Origin of the sequence: Streptomyces spinoverrucosus (genome assembly GCF_015712165.1) — a bacterium.
GTDB lineage: Bacteria > Actinomycetota > Actinomycetes > Streptomycetales > Streptomycetaceae > Streptomyces > Streptomyces spinoverrucosus_A.
In genome coordinates this window covers 1373648-1396915 of record NZ_JADPZX010000001.1, presented here as the reverse complement: position 1 = coordinate 1396915, position 23268 = coordinate 1373648, and the positions used below count along the sequence as shown (strand labels likewise).

Here is a 23268-nt window from a genome sequence, read left to right as displayed (position 1 = left end):
GCTCACACGACTGCTCATACGACGCTCACCGCCGTCCCCCGCGCCATCGGCCCGAACAGCAGCGTCGCCACCGGCGGCACCTCGTCCGCGGGCACGCCGAGGACGGGCGCCACGAGCGAGCCGACGGCGCGCTGCTCGGCGCGCGTCCCGGACACCTCCGACGTACCGTCGTTCAGCTTGGTGTGCGGCGCGGGCACGCCCGGGTGCGGCAGCCCCCGGCAGTTCGGGCCCGACCGCTCGCCGTAGCGCGGCTCCTCACCGGGCTCGTACGCCGGCCGCTGCCGTACGACTTCCAGGGTGATCCGCATCTTCCCGCCCCGGAACGCCTCCTCCGAGGCGGCCTCCTGCCGGACCAGGCCGTCGAGGAGGCACGGGTACTCGGGCGAGTAGCGGGCGAACAGCTCCAGCGTGGGGCGGGAGACCCGGCCCAGGGTGATCAGCCGGTCGCCGGTCGCGGCGAGGAAGCCGTCCGCCGTGCGAGCGGTGGTCGTGGTCGAGGTGAGCGCTGCGGCCAACTGGTCCTTCTTCTCCACCAGCGTGCGGCTGGTCGTCACGGTGTTGCGGAGGATCCGCAGCAGGTCGGGCGCCGCGTCGCCGTACACCTCGGCGACGTCCGCGAACCGCGCGATGTCCTCCTTCAGGGACGGCAGATGCGGGTTGAGCCTGCGCAGATACGCCTCCACGCGCGTGAGGTTGTCGCCGATCCGGTCGCCGCGACCCTCCAGTGCCGTGGCGAACGCGGAGAGCGTGGCGTTGAGTTCGCCGGGCCTGACGGTCCGCAGCAGCGGCAGCAGGTCGTTCATCAGCTGCTGGAGCTCGATGCCGACGCGGGTGCGGTCCTGGGTGATGACGTCGCCGGCGCGGATCGGCCGCGCGGCCGAACCGGCGGGCACGACCAGGTCGACGTACTTCTCGCCGAACAGCGTCTTGGGCAGCAGCCGCGCGTGCACATCGGCGGGGATGTACGCCACGTGCTCCGGCTTGAGCGCGATGTCCAGCGTGGCCTTCGTACCGTCCGCGCGCACCCCGCGCACCTCGCCGACCAGCAGCCCGCGCAGCTTGACGTCGGCCCGCCGGTCGAGCTGGTTGCCCAGGCTGTCGGCCTCCAGCGTGACCCGCACGACCGGCGTGAACGCCTGCTGATAGACGGCGACGGACAGGGACAGCAAAGTCGCGAGTACGGCGATGAAGACGACGCCGTACAACCGAAGCCTCAGCACCCTCACCCGGCTCACCCCGCTATCCGTACGGTCGTGTTGGCGCCCCAGATCGCCAGGGACAGGAAGAAGTCGAGGACGTTGATCGCCACGATCGAGGTCCGCACCGCCTTGCCCACCGCGACGCCGACGCCCGCCGGGCCGCCGCTCGCGTAGTAGCCGTAGAAGCAGTGCACCAGGATGATCACCACGGCGAAGACCAGCACCTTGCCGAAGGACCACAGCACGTCGACCGGGGGCAGGTACTGCTGGAAGTAGTGGTCGTAGGTGCCCGCCGACTGGCCGTAGTAGCCGGTGGTGATGGTGCGGGCGGCGAGGTACGACGACAGCAGCCCGACCACGTACAGCGGGATCACCGCGACGAACCCGGCGATCATCCGGGTGGTCACCAGGAACGGCAGCGACGGCACGCCCATGACCTCCAGGGCGTCGGTCTCCTCGCTGATCCGCATCGCGCCGAGCTGCGCGGTGAACCCGGCGCCGACCGTCGCGGACAGCGCGAGCCCGGCCACCAGCGGCGCGATCTCCCGGGTGTTGAAGTACGCCGACAGGAACGCCACGAAGTTGGACGTGCCGAGCTGGTTGAGCGCGGCGTACCCCTGCAGGCCCACCTCCGTTCCGGTGAAGAACGACAGGAAGGCGATCACGCCGACCGTGCCGCCGACGACGGCGAGGGCGCCCCGGCCGAAGCTGACCTCGGCGAGCAGGCGCAGGATCTCCTTCTTGTAGCGGCGCAGGGTGCGGCCGGTCCAGGCCAGCGAGCGGCCGTAGAAGGTGAGTTGGGCGCCCAGGTCCTCAAGTGACTTCAGCGGGCGGTCGATCAGTCTCATCGGCTAGCCCCTCTGCGGGACGACCTGGAAGTACACCGCGGTCATCACGAAGTTGGTCACGAACAGCAACATGAAGGTGATCACCACCGACTGGTTCACCGCGTCGCCCACGCCCTTGGGGCCGCCCTTCGCGGTGAGTCCCTTGTACGAGGCGACGATCGCGGCGATCGCACCGAAGACGAGCGCCTTGATCTCGGCCGCCCACAGGTCGGACAGCTGGGCGAGCGTGGTGAAGGACGCCAGATACGCGCCCGGTGTGCCGTCCTGCAGCACGACGTTGAAGAAGTAGCCGCCCGCCACACCGACCACCGACACCAGGCCGTTGAGCAGCACCGCGACCACCATCGAGGCCAGCACGCGGGGGACGACCAGCCGGTGGATGGGGTCGATGCCCAGCACCTGCATGGCGTCGATCTCCTCGCGGATCTTCCGCGCCCCGAGGTCCGCGCAGATCGCCGTGCCGCCCGCCCCCGCGATCAGCAGCGCGGTGACGATCGGCGAGGCCTCGCGCAGCACCGCGAGTACGGAGGCCGCCCCCGAGAACGACTGGGCGCCGAGCTGCCGGGTCAGGCTGCCGATCTGCAGGGCGATGACCGCGCCGAAGGGGATGGACACGAGGGCGGTCGGCAGGATGGTCACGCTCGCGATGAACCACGCCTGCTGGATGAACTCCCGTACCTGGAAGGGCCGTTTGGGGACGGTCCGTACGACGTCCAGGGCCATGGCGAACAGGCTGCCGGAGTGGCGCAGCGCGCCGACGGGGTTGAGGCTCATGCGCGGGCCACCTCCTGCTCCCGCTCGGCGATGGCCTGCCAGCGGGGCGGCCGGGTGATGCCGGGGCTGGGCAGCAGCCGGGGCGTGAGGTGCTGGGGGCCGGCGCTCTCGCCGATCTGGGCCAGCTCCTGCTCCACCTGGGCGGCGTCCTTCTCCTCCGCCATGCCGATGGGGCCCTGCATCCGGCCGTTCAGGAACTGCCGTACGACGGGTTCGTCGCTGGTCAGGAGCCGGTCACGGGGCCCGAACATCACCAGCTCGCGGCGGAACAGCAGCCCGATGTTGTCCGGGACCTGGCGGGCGGAGGCGATGTCGTGCGTGACGATCAGGAACGTCGCGTCGATCTGGGCGTTGAGGTCGACGATCAGCTGGTTGAGGTAGGCGACGCGGACCGGGTCGAGGCCCGAGTCGGGCTCGTCGAAGAGGATGATCTCGGGGTCGAGGACGAGCGCGCGAGCCAGCCCGGCCCGCTTGCGCATACCGCCGGAGATCTCGCCGGGCAGCTTCTGCTCGGCGCCGATCAGCCCGACCATGTCCATCTTCTCCAGGACGATCCGCCGGATCTCGCCCTCCGGCTTGCGGGTGTGCTCGCGCAGCGGGAAGGCGATGTTGTCGTACAGGTTCATGGAGCCGAACAGCGCGCCGTCCTGGAACAGCACGCCGAAGAGCTTGCGCACCTCGTACAGCTCGTGCTCGCGGAGCGTGGTGAGGTCCCGGCCCTGGATCGTGATCGAGCCCCGGTCCGGCCGGAGCAGCCCGACGAGCGTCTTGAGGAACACCGACTTGCCCGTGCCCGAGGGGCCGAGCATGACGGACACCTCACCGGCGGGCAGCGTCAGCGAGACGTCCTGCCAGATGACCTGGTGACCGAAGGACTTGGTCAGCCCTTCCACACAGATCTCGACACCCATCCGGTCCACCCTTCAGCCGGGGAGCAGCTCGTACGTCTGCTCTACGGGGAGGGGCGGGGCGTCCGTCGCGGCGAGGGCGAACTTTTTTGCGGACGGTTCGGGAGGGGGGCTACGGCAGGGAGCCGACCGGCGCGTCGGGGGCGTCCGCGACGGTGGGTTCGGGGACTGCGGGCACTCGGGGGGCTTGGGGCGCCTGGGGTGCCCGGGGTGCTTCGGGCGTGTCCGGGGCTTCCGGCAGCGACGGGCGGTCCGGTACGAGGCCGGGGACCGGGTCCGCCGGGACCGACGGCAGCTCCGGCAACGCGGGTACGGCCGACACCCCGGGCACGCTCAGCTCCGCCCCCGCCGGCACCCCGGGCAGCGACGGCACCGACAGCGGCAGCAGCGACCGGTCGGCCGGAGTCCGGCTCGCCCCGGGGGCGCCGGACGCCGAGGCGGCCGGTCGCCCGGGCGAGGACGCGCCCCGTCCCTCACGGACGTCGGCGGACGGACGCTGCCATGCCTCCGGCACGGGCGAGACGGACGTCCGGGGCCGCGCGCTCTCCCCGTTCCAGTCGTCGGCGTACGGCAGTACGAACCCGGCCACCGCCAGCGTCGCCGCCGTACCGGCCAGCGCCACGGCCTGCGTCTGCGACGCCCCGCGCGGCCGGCCCCGCCCCCACAGGAACACGGCGAGACCGAGCGTGCCGGCCAGCGAGTCGCGCAGCGTGCGGCGGGCCCGGGCCAGCAGCGACTCGACGGTCCGGTAGCTCAGGCCCATCTTCCCGGCTACCTGCCCGACGTCGAGGTCCTCGGACTTCAGCCAGATCGCCTCGGCCTGCCGGGCGGGCAGCTCCCCGCTGCGCGCGGCCAGCCACCTGGCCTCGGCCCGGTCGCACACCGCCTCCTCGACCGGCACCGGGCCGGGAGCGATCAGCGTCGGGCTGGTGCGCACCTCGGCCTCGCGGTTGACCTGCCGGTACCGGTCGACGCACAGCCGGATCGTCACCGTCGTCAGCCAGGCGGCGAGCCGCTCGTCGTCCAGGTCGGGGCGTTCCGCCGCGCGCAGCATCGCCTCGTGCACGGCGTCCTCGGCGTCCTCCGGGGACATCGACCGGCGGCGGGCCACCTTGAGCAGGTGCTCACGGTGGCTCCACATGCGCTCCCAACGGTCGTGGGCCGCCTGTGTCTCCGCGGGCGTGTTCGTCGCCATGAGGGCCCCTTCGCGCTCATCCGCCGGCCAGGTGCGCCCGGCGGAGGGCGACATTACCGCCCGGTAGCCGCGCTTGTGGAGGGGGCGGAGCCCATCAGGTCGCCCGAGGGCAGCAGGTCGTCGTCACCGGGCAGCTCGATTCCGGTGCCGGGCAGGGGCAGCGGGGGCCGTGGCGACGGCTGGGCGGACGGACGGCCCGTGGGGGACGGCCGCGGGGCGGTGGGGGAGGGCGCCGGGTCGGGGGACGGCGTACCGGATCCGCCGCCCGCCGGGCGGGCGCCAGGCGTGGGCGACGGTCCGCGTCGCACCGGCCGGGAGGCCTCGCGCTCCGGACTGCGACCGCCCGCCGCCCCGGCGTCCGGCACGACCCGGTGACCTGCCAGGAAGTACGCGAACCAGGCCCGGACCGTGCGCAGATACGCCGTCGAGCGGTTGTAGCCGAGGATCGCCGCGTCCAGGTCACCGGACGCGGTCAGGTCCCGTCCGCCCGCGCACAGGTAGCGCCCGGCGGCGAGGGCCGCGTCGAAGACGTTGTGCGGGTCTGCCCGCCCGTCTCCGTTGCCGTCCGTGCCCCACACCGCCCAGGTCGACGGGATGAACTGCATCGGCCCGACCGCGCGGTCGTACACCGCGTCCCCGTCGAGGGCACCGCCGTCGGTGTCCCGGATGAGGGCGAAGCCGTTGCCGTCGAGGCGTGGCCCGAGGACCGGCGCCGGCGTCGTACCGTCCGCGGCCACCCGCCCGCCGCGCGCCTGACCGGACTCCACCTGCCCGATGGCGGCCAGCAGTTGCCACCGAAGCCCGCAGCCGGGCGCCATGTCCGCGAGGCGGGCCTCGGCCCGTCGGTAGGCGGCGAACACGCTCACCGGCACCGCGCCGCCCACCTGCGACGTCGTGGCCTTCCGTGCTCGCAGCGGCGGGAGTTCCGTGCGGTACGGGGTGTCCCCGGACACGCTCGGCCCGTGCCCGGGGTCGGGCTCCGGGTGGGCGGGCGCGGCGGCCCGCGCCGACGGGGTGACACCCGGCGCCTGTGACGCGGTCAGCACCGCCATCGCCGCCACCGCGATCGCCGTAGCCTTCGCGCCTGTGATTCTGTGCCGTCCTGACACCGTGCGGCCCCTCCCTGTGCGGTCACTGCGGTCGACTGCTCTACGGGGAGGGGCCGCCGGTCCGTCGCGGGAAGTGCGGGATTCCGGCACCGCCAACCTCTGCCGCACCTTCCGTCACGCACAATGAGCCTGCAGCTGCCCTCTGGCCGGAGGGCTGAGAGGATGCAGGTCGAACACGCCATGGGGGCACAGTGCGACTGAAAGTGGAATTCACGACGGAACCCTTCGATCTCGACGAGGCACCCGCGCACGCGCTGGTGGCCCGCGAGGTCATCGAGGCCGCCGATCTGGACGCCGTGGACGTCGGGCCCTTCGGCAACACCGCCGAGGGTGCGGCCGACGCGGTGCTGACCGCCGTGGACGCACTGCTGCGCAGGACGCTCCAGGCCGGTGCCACCCGGGTCTCGCTCCAGGTCAACGTGGTCGGGGAGGGCGATAAGTGACCGGCAACGAGTCCTTCATCGCCGCCGTGAAACCGCTGGTCGACGCCATGGGCGGCATGATGATCCCGCCGGACGAGGCGAGCGCCGACGACGTCGTGCTGGCCTGGGAGGGCGCCGACGTGGTCGCCGTACGGCTGCCGCAGCTCGCCGACTCCCTCGATCACATCCTCGCGGCCATGGAGCGCAAGCAGGGCAAGCCGCTGTCCGAGCTGGACCGCAAGTCCAAGCAGGAGGTGGTGCGCATACTGGAGGCGCGGGGCGCCTTCTCCGTGCGGCACGGCGTGGAGACCGTGGCGAGCGCACTCGGCGTCAGCCGGTTCACCGTCTACAACTACCTCAACCGCGAAAAAGAGGCCTGACCAGGGCTTTCCCCCGGTGTGCGACCGCCGTCCCGTCAGTTCGGGGCGGCGGTTTTTGTTACCCCGAATTTTCAACAAACTGTTGACGTGGTGTTTCGGAGGGCGTTAGCTATCCGCAGCCCGTTCAGTACGACGGCCGGTCTACGGCCACGGAGGCTCCCGTGACGTCCACTTCCACGCCGCCGGGCCTGGCCCGCTTCAACGCCCTGGGGGAGCACGCGGCCTTCGCCGCGCTGCACGAGGCGTGCGCTTCCACGGCCTGGGCGAACCGGCTGCTCGCCGCCCGCCCCCACGCCACCCCCGAGGACCTCTACGCCGCCAGCGACGCCGCGATGGCCGAGCTGACCGCCGAGGACCTCGAAGAGGCGATGGCCGGACACCCGCCGATCGGCCGCCCCAAGCCGGGCGACCCGACCTCGGCCCGGGAACAGCGCGGCATGGCCGGCGCCTCCGAGGAGCTCAAGGCGGAGATGCTGGAACTGAACCTGGCCTACCAGGAGAAGTTCGGGCATGTCTTCCTGATCTGCGCCACCGGCCGCACCGGCGAGCAGATGCGCGACGCGGTCAAGGAGCGGATCGGGAACTCGCCGGAGCAGGAGCGGGAGATCGTCCGCACCGAGCTGGGCAGGATCAACCGCATCCGCCTGGCCAACCTCGTACAGGAAGATCAGACATGAGCACCAGCACCACCGCCTCCGTGTCCACCCACATCCTGGACACCAGCGTCGGCCGCCCCGCCGAGGGCGTCGCCGTCCACCTCTCCGCCCGCTCGGGGCGCGACGCGGACTTCACGGCGCTCGGCGGGTCCGCGACCGACGCGGACGGCCGGTGCAAGGACCTCCCGGCGCTGCCGGAGGGCACCACCCACGTACGGCTCGACTTCGCGGTGGAGCCGTACTTCGAAAAGTTCGCGAAGAAGCAAGCCGATGCGCAGCAGGACGCCCCCGCGAATCGGGACAGCGGACCTGGTGTGTTCTTCCCGGAGGTGGCGATCACGTTCGCCGTCGTGCCGGGCGAGCACTACCACGTACCGCTGCTGCTCAACCCGTTCGGCTACTCCGTTTACCGAGGGAGCTAGCTAAGATGCCCACGATTCTCGGCCAGAACCAGTACGGCAAGGCAGAGAACCGCGTCGTAAAGATCACGCGGGACGGCGCCACCCACCACATCAAGGACCTGAACGTGTCGGTGGCCCTGAGCGGCGACATGGACGAGGTCCACTACTCCGGTTCCAACGCCAACGTGCTGCCGACCGACACCACCAAGAACACGGTGTACGCGTTCGCCAAGGAGCACGGCATCGAGTCCGCCGAGCAGTTCGGCATCCACCTCGCGCGTCACTTCGTCACCTCGCAGGAGCCGATCAAGACGGCCCGGATCCGCATCGAGGAGTACGCCTGGGAGCGGATCGCGACCTCCGACGCCAACTCGAAGTTCATCGGCGCGGACGAGGTCAAGCACTCCTTCGTCCGCAAGGGCCAGGAGACCCGGGTCACCCAGATCACCTACGACGGCTCGTCGTGGGAGGTCATCTCGGGCCTGAAGGACCTGGTCGTGATGAACTCGACCAACTCCGAGTTCTGGGGTTACGTCAAGGACAAGTACACGACCCTGAAGGAGGCCTACGACCGCATCCTGGCCACCCAGGTCTCCGGCCGCTGGCGCTTCAACTGGACCGACGACGAGCAGAAGATGCCCAACTGGGAGAAGTCCTACGAGCAGACCAAGAAGCACATGCTCCAGGCCTTCGCCGAGACCTACTCGCTGTCGCTGCAGCAGACGCTGTACCAGATGGGCGCGCGCATCATCAACAACCGCAGCGAGATCGACGAGGTCCGCTTCTCGCTCCCGAACAAGCACCACTTCCTGGTGGACCTGGAGCCGTTCGGGCTGAAGAACGACAACGAGGTCTACTTCGCCGCCGACCGCCCCTACGGCCTGATCGAGGCCACCATCCTGCGGGACGGCTGCGAGGCGAAGATCCCCATGGATCTCACCAACCTGTAGTAACTCCAGATATCGGCACCCGCGGCCGGTGAGGGCTTTTCGATCCGGCCGCGGCACTCAAATCACCCAGGGTCCTGCCGTGCCCTCTCCACTTCAGCGCAAAGGACGAATCATGGCAGCAGCCCAGCGCATCGTCATCGAGAACTGTGCGATCGCGACAGTGGACGCGAACGACACCGAGTACGCCACGGGCCACATCGTCATCGTGGACAACCGCATCGAGTCCCTCGGCGCGGGCAAGGCCCCCGAGGGCCTGGAGAACGTCGTACGCCGCGTCGACGCCACCGGACATCTCGTGACCCCCGGCCTGGTCAACACCCATCACCACTTCTACCAGTGGATCACCCGGGGTCTGGCCACCGACCACAACCTCTTCAACTGGCTCGTCGCCCTCTACCCGACCTGGGCGCGCATCGACGAGCAGATGGTGCGCTCGGCCGCGCAGGGCTCGCTGGCGATGATGGCCCGCGGCGGTGTCACCACCGCCATGGACCACCACTACGTCTACCCGCAGGGCTCCGGCGACCTGTCCGGCGCGATCATCGGCGCCGCCCGCGACATGGGCGTCCGCTTCACCCTCGCCCGCGGCTCCATGGACCGCAGCGAGAAGGACGGCGGGCTGCCCCCGGACTTCGCCGTCGAGACCCTCGACGGCGCGCTCGCGGCGACCGAGGAGACCGTCAAGCAGCATCACGACGCCTCCTTCGACGCGATGACCCAGGTCGCCGTCGCCCCCTGCTCCCCGTTCTCCGTGTCCACCGAACTGCTGCGTGAGGGCGCCGTGTTGGCGCGCCGGCTCGGCGTGCGGCTGCACACGCACGGCTCGGAGACGGTCGAGGAGGAGAAGTTCTGCCACGAGCTGTTCGGCATGGGCCCGACCGACTACTTCGAGTCCACCGGCTGGCTCGGCGAGGACGTGTGGATGGCGCACTGCGTCCACATGAACGACTCCGACATCGCCGCCTTCGCCCGTACGAAGACCGGTGTCGCCCACTGCCCCTCCTCCAACGCCCGCCTGGCGGCCGGTATCGCCCGCGTCCCCGACATGCTCGCCGCCGGCGTCCCGGTCGGCCTCGGCGTCGACGGCACCGCGTCGAACGAGTCCGGCGAACTCCACACCGAGCTGCGCAACGCCCTGCTCATCAACCGCCTCGGCGCCCACCGCGAGGCCGCCCTGAACGCCCGTCAGGCGCTGCGCCTCGGCACCTACGGTGGCGCCCAGGTGCTGGGCCGCGCCGACCAGATCGGCTCCCTGGAGCCCGGCAAGCTGGCCGACCTGGTGCTGTGGAAGCTGGACACCCTCGCCCACGCCTCCATCGCCGACCCGGTGACAGCGCTGGTCTTCGGCGCCGCCGCCCCGGTCACGCTGTCCCTCGTCAACGGTGAGCCGGTCGTCGAGAACGGCCGCCTGCTGCACGTCGACGAGGACGCGATCGCCCGCTCCACGCGGGACGAGGCGCAGCGGCTGGCGCGGATCGCCGCCCAGGGCTGAACCGGGTGAAGACCCCGGCCGGGAGGGACGGCTCCCGGCCGGCAGCCGTGGACCCGAGCGGGGTCCATGGCGGCCGTGTCCGGGGCGCGCGTGGACGCGTGCGCCCCGGAACGGTCACCGTTCCCCGTCGAACGGCCGTCCCGGTCCCGCACGACCACCTGCACCACCTCCCTGACACCCACGGCAGCCTTTCCGCGCGGCCGTGTACCCGACCGGAGGAGCCGCCGTGGCCGCTCAGCCCGATGCCGTACCGCCCACCGTCCCCGAGCAGCGAGCCGTACATCCCGTCGACGAGAAACTCCCCGCCCTCAAGATGGCGACCACGGGCCTGCAACACGTGGCCGCCATGTACGCGGGAGTCGTCGCCCCACCCCTGATCGTCGGCGCGGCCATCGGCCTGACCGGCACCGAACTGACCTTCCTCACCGGCGCCTGCCTGTTCACCGCGGGACTCGCGACCTTCCTCCAGACGCTCGGCATCTGGAAGATCGGCGCCCGGCTGCCGTTCGTCAACGGTGTCACCTTCGCCGGTGTCGCCCCCATGACCGCGATCGTCGCCTCCACCGACGACAAGTCCGACGCGCTGCCGATCATCTTCGGGGCGGTCATCGTGGCCGGACTCCTCGGCTTCCTGGCCGCGCCCTTCTTCAGCAAGGCGGTCCGCTTCTTCCCGCCGGTCGTCACCGGCACGGTGATCACCCTCATCGGCATCTCGCTGCTGCCGGTGGCCTTCGGCTGGGCGCAGGGCGCGAGCCCCTCGGCGGACGACTACGGCTCGGGCACCAACCTGGGCCTGGCCGCCGTGACGCTGCTGCTGGTCCTCCTCCTGCGCCGCTTCACCCGGGGCTTCGTCAAGCAGATCGCCGTACTCCTCGGCCTGGTCGCGGGCACGCTGGTGGCGATACCGCTCGGCGTCACGGACTTCAGCCCGGTCACGGACGCGGACATCGTCGGCTTCCCGACGCCCTTCCACTTCGGCGCCCCGCAGTTCCAACTCGCCGCGATCATCTCGCTGTGCGTGGTCATGGTGGTGTCGATGACCGAGTCGACGGCGGACATGCTGGCGCTGGGCGAGATCGTCGAACGCCCCGCCGACGAGAAGACCATCGCCGCAGGCCTGCGCGCCGACACCCTCGGCTCCGCCATCAGCCCCCTCTTCAACGGCTTCATGTGCAGCGCCTTCGCCCAGAACATCGGCCTCGTGGCGATGACGCGGATCCGCAGCCGCTTCGTGGTCGCGGCCGGCGGCGCCTTCCTGGTCCTGATGGGCCTGTGCCCGGTCGCGGCCTCGCTCATCGCGGTCGTACCGCGCCCGGTGCTCGGCGGCGCGGGCGTGGTCCTGTTCGGCTCGGTCGCCGCGAGCGGCATTCAGACCCTGGTCCGGGCCGGCCTCGACAAGGACAACAACGTCCTGATCGTCGCCGTCTCCCTCGCCGTCGGCATCATCCCGATCACCGCGCCGGAGTTCTACCACGCCTTCCCGGAGACCGCGAGGATCGTCCTCGACTCCGGCATCTCGACGGGCTGCGTCGCGGCGGTGCTGCTGAACCTGGTCTTCAACCACCTCGGCAAGCGGGCCCGTGAGGCCGACGAGGTCACGGCGCCGATGGAGCCGGTGACCACGCCATGAGGTTGGCGGATCGCGGCGGAAGGCCCGCCTTCGTGGCGTACAGCGTCTTCATGTCCAGGCACCCCGAGTGCCCGAAGGGGCTGCGGCGGGCTCGGCTCCCTCACGCTCCAGCCGTTCGCGGTCCAGCCCACTCACGGCCAGCGCCTCCGGGACGAACTCCTCGCTGATCGGCCGGAGTTCGCGGTAGAACGTCCGCTCCTCCGGATCGGCGGCCGTGAGACCGTCGGCGTCCTGCCGGCCGGCGACCGCGGCACCGAGGCTGAGCATGGAGTACGGCCCCGGGATCGGGCCGTCGGCCTCGATGTCCACGGAGATGTAGAGGCTGGGTTTGATACGTCGTGGGGCCATGACGCCGAGCTTCGCAGCCCGGGGTCATGGCCCCATCCGAATTCAGGGGCGCTCGGTGCGTGTCCTCAGTACGGCCGCCGCCAGCCCCAGCGCCCCCACCGCGATCACCGTCGCCACCCGGAACGCCAGCTGGTAGCCCTCCGCCGTGGCCGCCACCGGCTCCGTCCCTGCGGTGAGCAGCCCGTCGGTGTGGCTCGCCGCGAGGGTGGACAGCACCGCCAGACCCAGCGAACCGCCCACCACCTGCGTGGTGTTGAACAGCCCGGACGCCAGGCCCCCGTCCTCCTCGTGCGCCCCCGACATGGCGAGCCCGGTCAGCGCGGGCATCGCGGCGGCGAAACCGGCGGCGAGCAGCAGCAGCGGCGGGAGTACGTCGGTGAGGTACGAGCCGCCCACGGGAGCCCGGCTGAGCAGGGCCATGCCGACGGTGATCAGCACGAGCCCGGCCAGCAGGACCCGGTACGCGCCGAACCTGCCGATCGTGCGGGCCGACAGCCCCAGCATCAGCACTCCGATCGCGATCGGCGCCGGGAGGAAGGCCGTGCCGGTGGTCAACTCGTCGTAGCCGAGGACGCGTTGGAGGTAGAGCGCGCCGATGAACTGGAAGCCGTACATCGTCGCGATCATCAGGACCTGCACGGCGTTCGCGCCGGTCAGGAGCCGGGAGCGGAACAGGCGCAGCCGCAGCAGCGGGCGTTCGGTGCGGGCCTGGCGGACGAGGAACGCCGTGAACAGGGCGGCGGTGAGCCCGGCCAGCAGCAGCGTGGCGGTCGGACCGAGGTCGCCGGCACCGATGATCACGTAGACCAGGAGCATCAGGGCGCCGGTGACCAGGGCCGCCCCCGGATAGTCCGCGCCCTTGCCGAGCCCGGCGCCCCGCTCCGGAGCGAGGACGCGCACGGCCGCCAGCCAGGCGACGACACCGATGGGCAGGTTGATCAGGAAGATCCAGTGCCAGCCCAGGGCCTGCGTCAGCGCCCCGCCGAGGAACGTGCCGAGCGCCCCGCCCGCCGCGCCGACCGCGCTGAACACCGCGATGGCGCGGGCCTGTTCACGCGGCTCGGGAAAGAGCGCGACCAGCATGCCGAGCACCACGGCCGAGGTCATCGCCCCGCCCACGCCCTGCAGAGCGCGCGCCGCGATCAGCATGCCCTGGCTCGTGGCCACCCCGCACAGCACGGACGCCACGGTGAACACCGCGAGCCCCGCCGTGAACATCCGCTTGCGGCCCACCAGATCGCCCAGCCGGCCGGCCAGCAGGAGCAGCCCGCCGAAGGGGATGAGATAGGCGTTGACCACCCAGGCCAGCCCCGGGCCGCTGAAGCCGAGGTCGCTCTGGATGGCGGGCATCGCCACGGTGACGATGTTGCCGTCCAGGATCGTCATCAGCGTCCCCGCACACAGCACGACAAGGGCCGCCCAACGGGAGTACGTTCGCTCCAGAGGCCGCTTCACGGTCTCAGTCACGGGCTCGGTCAGGGACGACATGGCCGCGTCTCCTCCGCAATCTCCATAGGTGCACGACTTGTAACGGGGAACATCGTGGGTGACCATGGAGGTCGGCGTAAGGAGGCACTTCGATGTCCCAGGGGAACACCGGTGTTACCGTCCAGGTCGTGAACGCGCACGCGTGCCCGGTCCGTGAAGTTCTTGACAGGGTGGCCGGCAAGTGGGCGGTCCAGATCCTGGTCGCGGCCGCGCACGGGCCGATCCGCTTCACCGAGTTGGAGCGCAGCATCGAGGGGATCAGCCGCCGCATGCTGACCCTCACCCTGCGCAATCTGGAGCGCGACGGGCTCGTCGTGCGGACCGTGCATCCGACGGTGCCGCCGAAGGTGGAGTACGAACTCACCCCGGTCGCTCATGAGTTGAACGACACCCTGCAACGGCTGACGGACTGGGCCGAGCGCAACCGGGTGTACATCGCTCAGGCGCGAGCGGAGTACGACTCGGAGCACGATCCGGAACTGGTCGGCGCGTAGACAGCGCCGCTACGTCCGTCTCAGAGGCCGAACAGGCCCGGATCCGCCGCCAGTTGCTTGAAGTGCTCCCGGGGGTCCGCGACCAGTCTGCGCTCCTTCAGGTCCATCAGCCCGCCGACCGCTTCGATCTCGGCCGCGACCGAGCCATCGGCCTTGCGTATCCGCTGCAGGATCCGGAACGTCTTGCCCTGCCCCCACTCGAAGCCGCACGTCACCTCGACCTCGTCGCCCGCGAGCAGCTCCCGCCGGTAGCGGATCGTCGTCTCCAGGGTCACCGGGCTGACGCCCCTGCCCACCAGGTCGGCCTGGCGGATGCCGGCCGCCTGGAGCAGCGACCAGCGGGCGTGCTCGGCGTAGTTCAGGTAGACGGCCTGGTTGAGGTGGCCCTGTACATCGATCTCGTACCCGCGGACGGTCACGGGCACGGAAAACACGTCGCTCACGGTGTCCCCTTGTCGTGGTCTACGTACTCCCCGATCTTGGCATGCTCATCACGCCCGTCGTGGAGAGGCCAGCAGATAACGCGCGCGCGTGCGCGGCTCGGTGTGCTCGCCGACCTGCCAGCCGGCCCGCTCCAGCGTGGCCGCGCAGGCCCGCAGTGCCTCGGCGTCCGGTTCGTACACGGCCACGGCCTCCGGCTGCGGAGTCGCCCGCACCCGGTAGCCCGCGGAGTCCCGACCGGCTGGGCGGTGCCCGGCGGCTTCCAGCGCGAGGGCGGCGGCCTGCACCAGATGCGTCCGCTCCCAGCCGCACGGCCGGTCCGTCACGCCGTCGGGACTGGTCATGCGGCGCAGCTCCAGCAGGCCCTGCCAGGCGCTGTGCACCTCGCGGACGCGGGACGGCCCGGCGTCCGGCGCGACCTCCTCGCCCCCGACGCGTGCGGCGAACACACCGGCGTTCGCGGCAGGCTCCGGCGCGGGCGCCTGCGCCTCCCGTATTCGATGACCCGCCGGCGTCAGAAAGTGGTCGTGCGGCGGCCGCGGGTGCCGGAAGGCCAGCCCGCGCTTCACCAGCGCCGCGAGCTGCGCCTCCGTGCCCCTCAGCCGCCCGGTGACCGGGTCGGCGGCGTCGATGACACGCCGCTGGGCGGCGGTCGGCGGGCGTGTCATGACGTACTCCTCCCCGGTCAGCAGTCCTCTGGGGCGCCGTAGCGGCGACCCATTCGAAGACTACGACCCGGGTCTGACATTCCAGGCGGCGATCACCGGCCGCCCGTGCTCGGTGCCCAGCCGGCACACCGTCCCCGTCGCCAGCTGGAACAGCGCGCCGTCCTCCGGCGGCAGCCCGAGCCGCCGGGCGGTCAGCACCCGCAGGAAGTGCCCGTGCGACACCAGCACCACCACACCCTCGGTGTTGGCGAGCGCGGCGTCCACCTTGCCCAGCATCCGGTCGGCCCGCGCCCCCACCTGCTGCACGCTCTCCCCGGGATGCTCCGGCGGCCCGGGCGCCACCCCGTCCCTGAACAGGAACCAGCCGGGCCGCTCCCGCTGGATCTCGACGGTGGTGATCCCCTCGTAGCCCCCGTAGTCCCACTCCCGCAGATCGGTGTCCACCCGCAGCGAGCCGTGCAGTCCGATGAGCTCGGCGGTCTCCCGCGCCCGTTGCAGGGGGCTGACGAAACAGGCACCGATCCGGTGCGACCGGATCAGCGGCACCAGCCCGCGCGCCTCCTGACGGCCGTGCTCGGTCAGCGGGACGTCGGTCAGTCCGGTGTGCCGCCCGGACCGCGACCACTCGGTCTCCCCGTGCCGCACCAGCAATAGATCACCCATGCGGCACACGCTATGTGCCGGGCGGTGGCCGCGCCTGCGGTGACACATACCCAGGCGACCGCATGAGGCGGAGACGTGTGCGGTGGCGGGTCTGCTCCCGGCGCAGCAGGAGGTGTACAGGGCGTGCCTCGGTTCGGGCGTGTGGCTGGTGTGGGGCCCGCCACGCCGTACCGCTACCAGGAGATGGCGACGCTGGAGTCCGCATGAACGTCATGCACCAGAAGATCGTCGTCGTCGACGACCGCACGGTGATGAGACGCCCCCGCGCCCGGTACGGAACCGGACGCGGGGTGTCGGCATGTCGTACGTCAGTGATCGGCGGCGTACGAGACGAAGGCGGCCCACTGCTGGGGCCCGAAGCCGAGCTGGGGGCCCTGCGCGCGCTTCGAGTCCCGTACGCGAACGGTCTCGGGGGCGAAGGCGACCTCCACGCACTCCGGGCCGTCGTTCGTGCTGTAGCTGCTCTTGAACCATGCCAGCGCGGAACCGTTCCCCGTCGTGGGGTTGGTCATCATGTCTCTCCCAGCACTTTCTCGATGAAGGCCAGCGACTCACGGGGTGCGAGGGCCTGGGCCCGGATGATGCCATAGCGGATCTCGTGGATCTGGACCTCCCTGGGGTGGGAGATCAGCCGACTGGTGAGCTGAACCTCGTTGTGCCCCACGGTGTCCCCTTCCTTGAGCCGGAGCAGCTGAAGTGACCCCGATAGACCGGCGTGGTCCTCACGATCCGTGGGCATCACCTGAATCTCCACGTTCCGTCGGTTGCCGATCTCCAACAGGTGTTCGAGCTGCTTCCGCATCACCATTCTGCCCCCGAGCGGGCGGCGCAGCGTCACCTCTTCCTGGACGAAACTGAAGACGGGTGCGGGCTGCCGGTCGAAGATCTCCTGCCGCGCCAAGCGCGCCGCGACGAGCCGCTCCACCTCCTCCTCGCTGAACGGCGGGCGCCGCATCCCGTACAACGCCCTGGCGTACTCCGGTGTTTGCAGCAGGCCGTGGACGACGGAGTTGGCGTAGGCGCACAGCTCAACCGCCTCCGCTTGCAACTTCGCCAGATCCCGCACCTTCTTCGGATACCGGGCCTGCTCCACGTCCTTCTTCAGCCCGATGAGCAGGCCACCGGCGTCCAACACGCGATCGGCCGCCTCCAGAAAGGCCGGACTCGGCGCCCGCCGCCCCCGCTCCACCGAGGACACCTGCTCCTCGCTGTACCCGATGGCCGTCCCCAACTCCGCCTGTGTGAGCCCCGCCCGTTCGCGGCACATCTTGACGATCCTGCCGACCGTGCGCAGTACCGCCGCCGACTCCTCGTCATCGGTGCCGTACGGCTCCATGCCGTCACCGCTCTGCGGCCCCTGCCCCGTCACACCCATGATGCTCCACCTCCACGTGCCGCCCGTCCTCAACTCCCCACCGGCGCACGGCGTAACGCCACGCCGCCCGGACACGGCCGGACAGCGACCGGACAGTGACGCTGAGTACCATCGTCGTCACTGGTCAGGGTAGAGACAGCCGACCACGCTGAGTGACATGAACGCCGATATTGACCACTCGACGGCAGCCCACCGGGGACCCGCCCAACGCACCACCCCCACCCACCACTTCACCCTCCGCCTCTCGGCCACCCCCAGAGGCGCCCGCCTCGCCCGCCGCCTCGCCGCCGAGCAACTCCACACCTGGGGCTGGCCGTACGACACGGAGGCCAACCAGACAGCGGCACTGCTGGTGGCCGAACTCTCCACGAACGCGGCGGTGCACGGCCGGGTCAGGGGCCGCGACTTCCGTCTCCGTCTCACCCTCCACCCCGCGGACGCCACGCTCCGCATCGAACTCACGGACCCCCGCCCCGACCGCCGCCCACCCGCCCCCGGCTCCCTCTCGCCGGCCTGCCCGGAGCAGGACTCCGGCCGCGGCCTGCTCCTCGTCGAAGCCCTGTCCACCCACTGGGGAACGGCCTGCGGGGACCCGTACACCAAGACCGTATGGTGCGAAGTCGCCCTGAAGTGACTGTCAGACCGGCCGCACGCTGCCCGCACACGGGTGCGTAAGACCACGGAACGGCTGATCGCCGCCGCCGACGCCAACTCCTCCTCGCTGACGTGCCGGAACCGGAGGCGACGGACACGGCAACGGAGCCGCTGAGGAGCCGCCTGCTGGCGGGGGCTGGACAACTGGTGGTGGCCGTGGGCCTCCTCGCCGGGGCGTTCCTGTTCCCGGGCGGGGCAGGTGTGCCGGACTTGCCGGCGGCCGCGGGGCTGGCCGGTGTCGCCTTGATCTGCCCGCCGCTCCGGGACGCCCTGCACCGCGGCGCCGATTATCTCGCCGACCGTTCGCCCGGCGCCGGGGGACCCGAGGCCGCCGACGGGGAGCCGCGTCTCCCGGCCGCCGCCGCCCGCCTCCACGTCCTGCCCCCACTGCGGCGGCCGTTCGGCCGTCACCGCGCGATCACGGCCGGTAGGGTGAGGGCCAGTCGGATGATCCCGCAGGAGCATGAGGGCGAGGGCGACGAGAAGACATGGCGGCGCTGGAAGACAGCCAGGGGCGTACACGGGACCGGCGGTCGGTGTTCGAGCGGTATCAGGACGCGGCAGCGGATGCCGGTGAAGTGGACTCGCCTCTGCTCTCCGTGGAGGTCACCGCCGACGGCCGGCCGACCGACGTCGAGCGCGAGGAGGGCGGGGACGAGGCGGTCGAGCAGATCACCTCTCCCTTCGACCCTGAGCACATCGACATCGACACCCGGACGACGACCGTCGACCTGCTGCTGTCCCGGCTGCGCAACGAGATGATCGACCTCGCCCCTGACTTCCAGCGCAAGGCGGGCATCTGGACCGACGGCAAGCAGAGCCGTCTCATCGAGTCGCTGCTCCTGCGCATCCCCATTCCTTCCTTCTACGCGGCCGAGAACAAGGACGGCAGTTGGGCCGTCGTCGACGGCATCCAGCGCCTGACCTCCATCGCCCGCTTCGTGGAGCCGCAGACGGTCGGCGCGGACCCGCTGAAGCTGACGGGCCTGGAGTATCTGCGCAACTTCGACGGGGCGAGCTTCTCGGATCTCTCCGGAAAGCTCCAGATCCGGCTGCGCGAGACGGAGGTCGTCGTCCACGTCATCCGGCGTGGTACGCCCGAGCCGGTGATGTTCAACGTCTTCGCGCGCATCAACACCGGAGGCGAGCCCCTCACCCGGCAGGAGATCAGGCACGCGCTCATCCCGGGACGGGCCCGCACGCTCCTCGCGGAGCTCGCGCAGACCGAGGAGTTCCGGCGGGCCACCGGCCACAGCGTCGTCGGCGACCGGATGGCCGACCGGGAGATGGTCCTGCGCTTCCTGGCCTTCCGGATGACCTCCCCGCACGCCTACCGGCCCGGTGACTTCGACGCGTTCCTCGCCGAGGCGATGCACCAGGTGAACCGTCTCGACAGCTCGGAAGAGGACCGCCTGCGGGCAGAGTTCATCACGGCGATGCTTGCGGCCGAGAAGATCTTCGGCCCCCACGCCTTCCGGAAGTACCGTCGCAACCAGCAGCGCAAGTCGCCCATCAACAAGGCACTCTTCGAGGCGGTCGCCGTCAATCTCGCGAGCCTCGGCGACGACGATCGCGAGGCGCTGTGGCAGGCGGATCTCCTCGACGCCTTCGCCGAGCTCATGGAGGACGTGGAGTTCGAACGTGCCATCTCCGTGGGCACCGGGGACGCCAGGAAGGTGCGCAAGCGGTTCGACGCCGTCAAGGAGCTCTTCGGGAACGCGCTCAGTGAGGAACGGAGCGGGGCCGAGCAGTGATCAACCGCATCACACTGATCAACTTCAAGGCGTTCCGGCGTCTGGAACTTCCCCTCGGTCCGCTGACACTCCTCACCGGCCTCAACTCCTCTGGCAAAAGCAGCGTGTTGCAGGCGCTGGGACTGTTACGGCAGTCGTACGAGACCCAGATGCTCAATCGGACCAGGCGGGCCGGGGGCGGGCTGCTGCTCAACGGCGATCTCGTGGCCCTGGGCACCGCACAGGACGTCCTGCACGAGGACTTCGGGCCCGTGGAAGAACTTGCCGCCGTCAGCGAGCCGCTTGTCGGCTTCGTCATCGAGGAGGACGGCGAGCAGCGCACATGGGCCGCAGCGTACGACATTCGTCATCCTGACCAGGACGTTATGCCTCTGGCGGAGGGGTCGGTCCGCTCGCACTTGGCCGAGCAGCCCTTCCAGTATCTGCACGCCGATCGCATCACCCCGGCGGTCACCTACCCCCGCTCCCACCAGATCGCCATCGCGCGAGGGTTTCTCGGGGTGCGCGGTGAACACACCGTCAACTACCTGCGCCACCACACGGAGCAGGAAGTGCCCAGGGAGGTGCCCGACGGCCCGCTCCGTCATCGCGCCGCCACGTCTCCTCAGCTCCTGGACCAGACGATCGCCTGGATGCAGGAGCTGTGCCCGGGTGTCAACATCGAGACGGACCCCATCGAGGGCACCGACTCGGTCCGTCTCTCCTACGGCTTCGGTGGCACCGCAGGCATCAATGCCACACGCCGCCGCCGCCCCACCAACGTCGGTTTCGGTCTCACCTACGCCCTGCCCGTCGTCGTCGCCTGTCTCACCGCGACCTCTGAGAGCCTGATCCTGCTGGAGAACCCCGAGGCCCACCTGCACCCGAAGGGGCAGAGCAGGATGGCCGCACTGCTCTCCGCGGCCGCTGCCACCGGCGCCCAGTTGATCGTCGAGACGCACAGCGACCACGTGCTCAACGGCGTCCGCATCGCCGTGAAACAGGGCGTCCTTCAGCCGGAGGACACCGTCGTGCACTACTTCAGCGGCAATGGGGCGGGCACCGAGGTCGTCACCCCCCGCATCGACAAGGACGGCATGCTCGAACAGTGGCCCGAGGGCTTCTTCGACGAGTGGGAGCACTCGCTCGACCAGCTGCTGGACTGACGGCACGGGCCGACACAGGGGGAGGAAAACGTGCCACTGCTGTTTCTGAACGAGAAGTCCTGGGGGACGGCCTGTGACCCGGCGCGGGCCGAGCGGGCCATGGCCGACTTCGTGGACGCCGTGCGTGCCGCTGCCGCCGCCGGCGGATCGGGCACCGCCCTGGTGAGCGAGGTGGACGTCAAGGCTCTGGAAATCGCCGAGGGTTATCCCGTCAACAAGTGGATCGGCGCCAGTCCACGCAACCGCGCTCTCTGGCAGCGCCTGAGGGGCTTACAGGGCAGATCTCCCGTGCGGAGCGTCTTCCCGGCGGAGGATGCTGCCGACCACCTCGAGTACCGCCACGACGGCGATATCGTCCTCGGACTGGGCGCCGCACACATCATGGACGGCATCGCCGTCAGCCTTCCGGTGGCCCGGCAGTGGCAGGCCGACAGCGTGACCGTGGAGCGCAGCGAACTCGTCGAATACGACGACAGCACGCTCCAGGTGCGGCACGACACCGTCGACGTCCGGCATGTGTCCGCCGAGCCCCACCTCGAGAGCCACGTCGACTGGATTCGCAAGACGCGCCGGGAGGGCGTCACTACCGGCCTGCGGATGTGGGACAGCCGAGCCGATCTCTACCCGCACCTCACGTTCCTGCCACGCGTCAAGGGCCAGCTCAGCGGCCTGAACCCGCACTGGGTCCTACCTGTACGTCGGACCCTGGAGCGGTTGGAGGAAGCCGTCGCCGCTTGGGATCCGGCGACCATGGCCGAGCCCGAGTGGCCGACCAAGGTCAGCCCGGAGGGCGAGACCCGCAAGCGCGTATGCCGCTTCACCGATCTGGACGGGGAAACACGCACCTTCGACCTGCACGCTCGGTTCACTCCGGGGGCGGGCCGCATCCACTTCCGCCTCGTCCCGGAGGAACGGGCGATCCGGCTCGCCCACATCGGCAGCAAGATCCGCCCGGAACTCTGAGCTGTCGGAACGGCGCCGAGAAGAGGTCCACCTCGGATACGACGGCGACCGAGAACCGCCGCCGGTCGCCGCTGCCGGGGTCGTTGGCCGCTACTGCCGGTACCCGCTGAGAAACCGCCCGATCCGCCCGATCGCCGCCTCCAGATCATCCGCGTGCGGCAACGTCAGGATGCGGAAGTGATCCGGTGTCGGCCAGTTGAAGCCCGTCCCCTGCACCACCTGGATCTTCTCCCGCAGCAGCAGGTCCAGGACGAACTTCTCGTCGTCGTGGATCCTGTGCACCTTGGGATCGATGCGCGGGAACGCGTACAGCGCGCCCTTCGGCTTCACGCACGACACGCCGGGAATCTCGTTCAGCTTCTCCCAGGCCACATCGCGCTGCTCGTGGAGGCGGCCGCCGGGGGCGGTCAACTCCCGGATCGACTGCCGGCCGCCGAGCGCCGCCTGAATGGCGTACTGCGCGGGCGCGTTGGAGCACAGGCGCATGGAGGCCAGCATGGTCAGGCCCTCCAGATAGTCCTTCGCGTGCTGCCTCGGGCCCGTCACCACCAGCCAGCCGGAGCGGAAGCCCGCCACCCGGTACGTCTTCGACAGGCCGCAGAAGGTGAGGACCACCAGGTCGGGCGCGAGTGCGGCGGCCGAGTGGTGCACGGCGTCGTCGTACAGGATCTGGTCGTAGATCTCGTCGGCGAACACCATCAGGCCGTGGCGGCGGGCCAGGTCGAGGATGCCCTCGACGATCTCCTTCGGGTAGACCGCCCCGGTGGGGTTGTTCGGGTTGATGATGACCACGGCCTTCGTGCGGTCCGTGATCTTCGACGCCATGTCGTCCAGGTCCGGGTACCAGTCGGCCTGCTCGTCGCAGAGGTAGTGGACCGCCTTGCCGCCGGCGAGCGTGGTCACCGCCGTCCAGAGCGGGAAGTCCGGGGCGGGGATCAGGATCTCGTCGCCGTCCTCCAGCAGGGCCTGTACGGCCATGGAGACCAGCTCGGAGACGCCGTTGCCGAGGAAGACGTCGTCGACGCCGACCTCCAGGCCGAGGGTCTGGTAGCGCTGGGCGACCGCGCGGCGGGCGGAGAGGATGCCGCGCGAGTCGGTGTAGCCGTGCGCCTGGGGCAGCATCCGGATCATGTCCTGGAGGATCTCCTCCGGCGCCTCGAACCCGAACAGCGCGGGGTTGCCGGTGTTCAGGCGCAGCACGCTGTGCCCCGCCGCCTCCAGCGCGTCGGCGTGCTCGATCACCGGGCCGCGGATCTCGTAACAGACCTCGCTGAGCTTGCTCGACTGCCGGAACTCCATGGGCCCCTCCGG

General features: G+C 70.6%; 26 protein-coding genes. 12 read left to right on the top strand and 14 right to left on the bottom strand.

The genetic code is table 11. From position 1 onward, the window contains the following. Positions 1-14 precede the first annotated feature (14 nt). The 6 genes from I2W78_RS06390 to I2W78_RS06365 form a co-directional block, all read right to left on the bottom strand. Entirely contained in the window at positions 15-1226 is a 1212-nt protein-coding gene (locus I2W78_RS06390) for an MCE family protein (RefSeq protein ID WP_196457708.1), read from the bottom strand. A gap of 5 nt (positions 1227-1231) precedes the next feature. Continuing rightward, a complete protein-coding gene (locus I2W78_RS06385; RefSeq protein WP_196457707.1) occupies positions 1232-2047 on the bottom strand; it encodes an MlaE family ABC transporter permease in 816 nt (271 codons plus the stop codon). Positions 2048-2050: 3 nt separating this feature from the next. Continuing rightward, entirely contained in the window at positions 2051-2821 is a 771-nt protein-coding gene (locus tag I2W78_RS06380; RefSeq protein ID WP_196457706.1) for an MlaE family ABC transporter permease, read from the bottom strand. Further along, entirely contained in the window at positions 2818-3732 is a 915-nt protein-coding gene (locus I2W78_RS06375; RefSeq protein WP_196457704.1) for an ABC transporter ATP-binding protein, read from the bottom strand. Before I2W78_RS06375 ends, I2W78_RS06380 begins: the two co-directional genes overlap by 4 nt. 109 nt (positions 3733-3841) lie before the next feature. Then, on the bottom strand, positions 3842-4924 hold the full coding sequence (locus tag I2W78_RS06370; protein WP_196457702.1) for an RNA polymerase sigma factor: 1083 nt from the start codon (positions 4922-4924) through the stop codon (positions 3842-3844). A gap of 53 nt (positions 4925-4977) precedes the next feature. Then, on the bottom strand, positions 4978-5976 hold the full coding sequence (locus I2W78_RS06365) for a lytic transglycosylase domain-containing protein (RefSeq protein ID WP_196464442.1): 999 nt from the start codon (positions 5974-5976) through the stop codon (positions 4978-4980). Positions 5977-6224: 248 nt separating this feature from the next. Between I2W78_RS06365 and I2W78_RS06360 the strand changes: the two genes are divergently transcribed. From I2W78_RS06360 to I2W78_RS06330, 7 genes are all read left to right on the top strand, one after another. Further along, a complete protein-coding gene (locus tag I2W78_RS06360; protein ID WP_196457700.1) occupies positions 6225-6476 on the top strand; it encodes a hypothetical protein in 252 nt (83 codons plus the stop codon). Between the two features lie 47 nt (positions 6477-6523). After that, positions 6524-6835 carry a helix-turn-helix domain-containing protein gene (locus I2W78_RS06355; protein WP_230885919.1) on the top strand — a complete coding sequence of 104 codons (312 nt, stop codon included), beginning with the start codon at positions 6524-6526 and terminating at the stop codon, positions 6833-6835. A gap of 161 nt (positions 6836-6996) precedes the next feature. Further along, the gene (gene uraD / locus I2W78_RS06350; RefSeq protein WP_196457697.1) at positions 6997-7512 is read left to right on the top strand and encodes a 2-oxo-4-hydroxy-4-carboxy-5-ureidoimidazoline decarboxylase; all 516 of its coding nucleotides are present in this window, start codon (positions 6997-6999) and stop codon (positions 7510-7512) included. Then, entirely contained in the window at positions 7509-7913 is a 405-nt protein-coding gene (gene uraH, locus I2W78_RS06345) for a hydroxyisourate hydrolase (RefSeq protein ID WP_196457696.1), read from the top strand. Before uraD ends, uraH begins: the two co-directional genes overlap by 4 nt. Before the next feature lie 5 nt (positions 7914-7918). Next, positions 7919-8842 carry a factor-independent urate hydroxylase gene (gene pucL, locus I2W78_RS06340; RefSeq protein WP_196457695.1) on the top strand — a complete coding sequence of 308 codons (924 nt, stop codon included), beginning with the start codon at positions 7919-7921 and terminating at the stop codon, positions 8840-8842. A gap of 112 nt (positions 8843-8954) precedes the next feature. Further along, complete coding sequence (locus I2W78_RS06335) at positions 8955-10334, top strand: 8-oxoguanine deaminase (protein WP_196457694.1); 1380 nt, start codon at positions 8955-8957, stop codon at positions 10332-10334. A gap of 226 nt (positions 10335-10560) precedes the next feature. After that, positions 10561-11964, top strand: coding sequence for a nucleobase:cation symporter-2 family protein (locus I2W78_RS06330; protein WP_307783615.1), 1404 nt, complete (start codon positions 10561-10563; stop codon positions 11962-11964). Positions 11965-12012: 48 nt separating this feature from the next. On the opposite strand, the gene I2W78_RS06325 is transcribed toward I2W78_RS06330, so the two are convergent. Together I2W78_RS06325 and I2W78_RS06320 are read right to left on the bottom strand one after the other, a co-directional pair. Next, positions 12013-12312, bottom strand: coding sequence for a hypothetical protein (locus I2W78_RS06325; RefSeq protein WP_374222642.1), 300 nt, complete (start codon positions 12310-12312; stop codon positions 12013-12015). 42 nt (positions 12313-12354) lie between these two features. Then, positions 12355-13800, bottom strand: coding sequence for an MFS transporter (locus I2W78_RS06320; protein ID WP_196457693.1), 1446 nt, complete (start codon positions 13798-13800; stop codon positions 12355-12357). Between the two features lie 92 nt (positions 13801-13892). On the opposite strand from I2W78_RS06320, the gene I2W78_RS06315 reads away from it, so the two are divergent. Further along, positions 13893-14294, top strand: a complete 402-nt coding sequence (locus I2W78_RS06315; protein WP_196457692.1) for a winged helix-turn-helix transcriptional regulator — start codon at positions 13893-13895, stop codon at positions 14292-14294. Positions 14295-14314: 20 nt separating this feature from the next. On the opposite strand, the gene I2W78_RS06310 is transcribed toward I2W78_RS06315, so the two are convergent. The 5 genes from I2W78_RS06310 to I2W78_RS06290 all read right to left on the bottom strand — a co-directional run bounded on the left by I2W78_RS06310 (position 14315) and on the right by I2W78_RS06290 (position 17441). Further along, positions 14315-14737, bottom strand: a complete 423-nt coding sequence (locus I2W78_RS06310; protein ID WP_196457691.1) for an acyl-CoA thioesterase — start codon at positions 14735-14737, stop codon at positions 14315-14317. A 48-nt stretch (positions 14738-14785) separates the two neighbouring features. Next, positions 14786-15403 (bottom strand): hypothetical protein, encoded by a 618-nt coding sequence (locus tag I2W78_RS06305; protein ID WP_196457690.1) that lies wholly within the window; start codon positions 15401-15403, stop codon positions 14786-14788. Positions 15404-15463: 60 nt separating this feature from the next. Beyond that, positions 15464-16066 carry a histidine phosphatase family protein gene (locus I2W78_RS06300; protein WP_196457689.1) on the bottom strand — a complete coding sequence of 201 codons (603 nt, stop codon included), beginning with the start codon at positions 16064-16066 and terminating at the stop codon, positions 15464-15466. A 308-nt stretch (positions 16067-16374) separates the two neighbouring features. Next, complete coding sequence (locus I2W78_RS06295; protein WP_196464440.1) at positions 16375-16578, bottom strand: DUF397 domain-containing protein; 204 nt, start codon at positions 16576-16578, stop codon at positions 16375-16377. Beyond that, the gene (locus I2W78_RS06290; protein ID WP_196457688.1) at positions 16578-17441 is read right to left on the bottom strand and encodes a helix-turn-helix domain-containing protein; all 864 of its coding nucleotides are present in this window, start codon (positions 17439-17441) and stop codon (positions 16578-16580) included. The genes I2W78_RS06295 and I2W78_RS06290 overlap by 1 nt, the downstream gene beginning before the upstream one ends. A 157-nt stretch (positions 17442-17598) precedes the next feature. Here I2W78_RS06290 and I2W78_RS06285 point away from each other — a divergent pair, with 157 nt between their 5' ends. The 4 genes from I2W78_RS06285 (at position 17599) to I2W78_RS06270 (ending at position 21957) form a co-directional block, all read left to right on the top strand. Continuing rightward, complete coding sequence (locus I2W78_RS06285; RefSeq protein ID WP_196457687.1) at positions 17599-18075, top strand: ATP-binding protein; 477 nt, start codon at positions 17599-17601, stop codon at positions 18073-18075. A gap of 508 nt (positions 18076-18583) precedes the next feature. Beyond that, positions 18584-19849: a DUF262 domain-containing protein gene (locus tag I2W78_RS06280; RefSeq protein WP_196457686.1), complete on the top strand. Its 1266-nt coding sequence runs from the start codon at positions 18584-18586 to the stop codon at positions 19847-19849. After that, positions 19846-20994: an AAA family ATPase gene (locus tag I2W78_RS41360; RefSeq protein WP_196457685.1), complete on the top strand. Its 1149-nt coding sequence runs from the start codon at positions 19846-19848 to the stop codon at positions 20992-20994. The genes I2W78_RS06280 and I2W78_RS41360 overlap by 4 nt, the downstream gene beginning before the upstream one ends. A 30-nt stretch (positions 20995-21024) precedes the next feature. Continuing rightward, complete coding sequence (locus tag I2W78_RS06270; protein ID WP_196457684.1) at positions 21025-21957, top strand: hypothetical protein; 933 nt, start codon at positions 21025-21027, stop codon at positions 21955-21957. A 90-nt stretch (positions 21958-22047) separates the two neighbouring features. On the opposite strand, the gene I2W78_RS06265 is transcribed toward I2W78_RS06270, so the two are convergent. After that, positions 22048-23256 carry a pyridoxal phosphate-dependent aminotransferase gene (locus I2W78_RS06265; RefSeq protein ID WP_196457683.1) on the bottom strand — a complete coding sequence of 403 codons (1209 nt, stop codon included), beginning with the start codon at positions 23254-23256 and terminating at the stop codon, positions 22048-22050. Positions 23257-23268 lie beyond the last annotated feature (12 nt).

Bases quoted from the DNA above. Each gene is read 5' to 3' on its own strand.
- I2W78_RS06355 (WP_230885919.1), top strand. From the start codon at position 6,524: ATGGGCGGCATGATGATCCCGCCGGACGAGGCGAGCGCCGACGACGTC.
- I2W78_RS06265 (WP_196457683.1), bottom strand. From the start codon at position 23,256: ATGGAGTTCCGGCAGTCGAGCAAGCTCAGCGAGGTCTGTTACGAGATC.
- I2W78_RS06300 (WP_196457689.1), bottom strand. From the start codon at position 16,066: ATGGGTGATCTATTGCTGGTGCGGCACGGGGAGACCGAGTGGTCGCGG.
- I2W78_RS06295 (WP_196464440.1), bottom strand. From the start codon at position 16,578: ATGACCAACCCCACGACGGGGAACGGTTCCGCGCTGGCATGGTTCAAG.
- I2W78_RS06315 (WP_196457692.1), top strand. From the start codon at position 13,893: ATGTCCCAGGGGAACACCGGTGTTACCGTCCAGGTCGTGAACGCGCAC.
- I2W78_RS06380 (WP_196457706.1), bottom strand. From the start codon at position 2,821: ATGAGCCTCAACCCCGTCGGCGCGCTGCGCCACTCCGGCAGCCTGTTC.
- I2W78_RS06385 (WP_196457707.1), bottom strand. From the start codon at position 2,047: ATGAGACTGATCGACCGCCCGCTGAAGTCACTTGAGGACCTGGGCGCC.
- I2W78_RS06335 (WP_196457694.1), top strand. From the start codon at position 8,955: ATGGCAGCAGCCCAGCGCATCGTCATCGAGAACTGTGCGATCGCGACA.
- I2W78_RS06320 (WP_196457693.1), bottom strand. From the start codon at position 13,800: ATGTCGTCCCTGACCGAGCCCGTGACTGAGACCGTGAAGCGGCCTCTG.
- I2W78_RS06290 (WP_196457688.1), bottom strand. From the start codon at position 17,441: ATGGGTGTGACGGGGCAGGGGCCGCAGAGCGGTGACGGCATGGAGCCG.
- uraH (WP_196457696.1), top strand. From the start codon at position 7,509: ATGAGCACCAGCACCACCGCCTCCGTGTCCACCCACATCCTGGACACC.
- I2W78_RS06365 (WP_196464442.1), bottom strand. From the start codon at position 5,976: ATGGCGGTGCTGACCGCGTCACAGGCGCCGGGTGTCACCCCGTCGGCG.
- pucL (WP_196457695.1), top strand. From the start codon at position 7,919: ATGCCCACGATTCTCGGCCAGAACCAGTACGGCAAGGCAGAGAACCGC.
- I2W78_RS06285 (WP_196457687.1), top strand. From the start codon at position 17,599: ATGAACGCCGATATTGACCACTCGACGGCAGCCCACCGGGGACCCGCC.
- I2W78_RS06325 (WP_374222642.1), bottom strand. From the start codon at position 12,312: ATGGCCCCACGACGTATCAAACCCAGCCTCTACATCTCCGTGGACATC.
- I2W78_RS06305 (WP_196457690.1), bottom strand. From the start codon at position 15,403: ATGACACGCCCGCCGACCGCCGCCCAGCGGCGTGTCATCGACGCCGCC.
- I2W78_RS06370 (WP_196457702.1), bottom strand. From the start codon at position 4,924: ATGGCGACGAACACGCCCGCGGAGACACAGGCGGCCCACGACCGTTGG.
- I2W78_RS06375 (WP_196457704.1), bottom strand. From the start codon at position 3,732: ATGGGTGTCGAGATCTGTGTGGAAGGGCTGACCAAGTCCTTCGGTCAC.
- I2W78_RS06280 (WP_196457686.1), top strand. From the start codon at position 18,584: ATGGCGGCGCTGGAAGACAGCCAGGGGCGTACACGGGACCGGCGGTCG.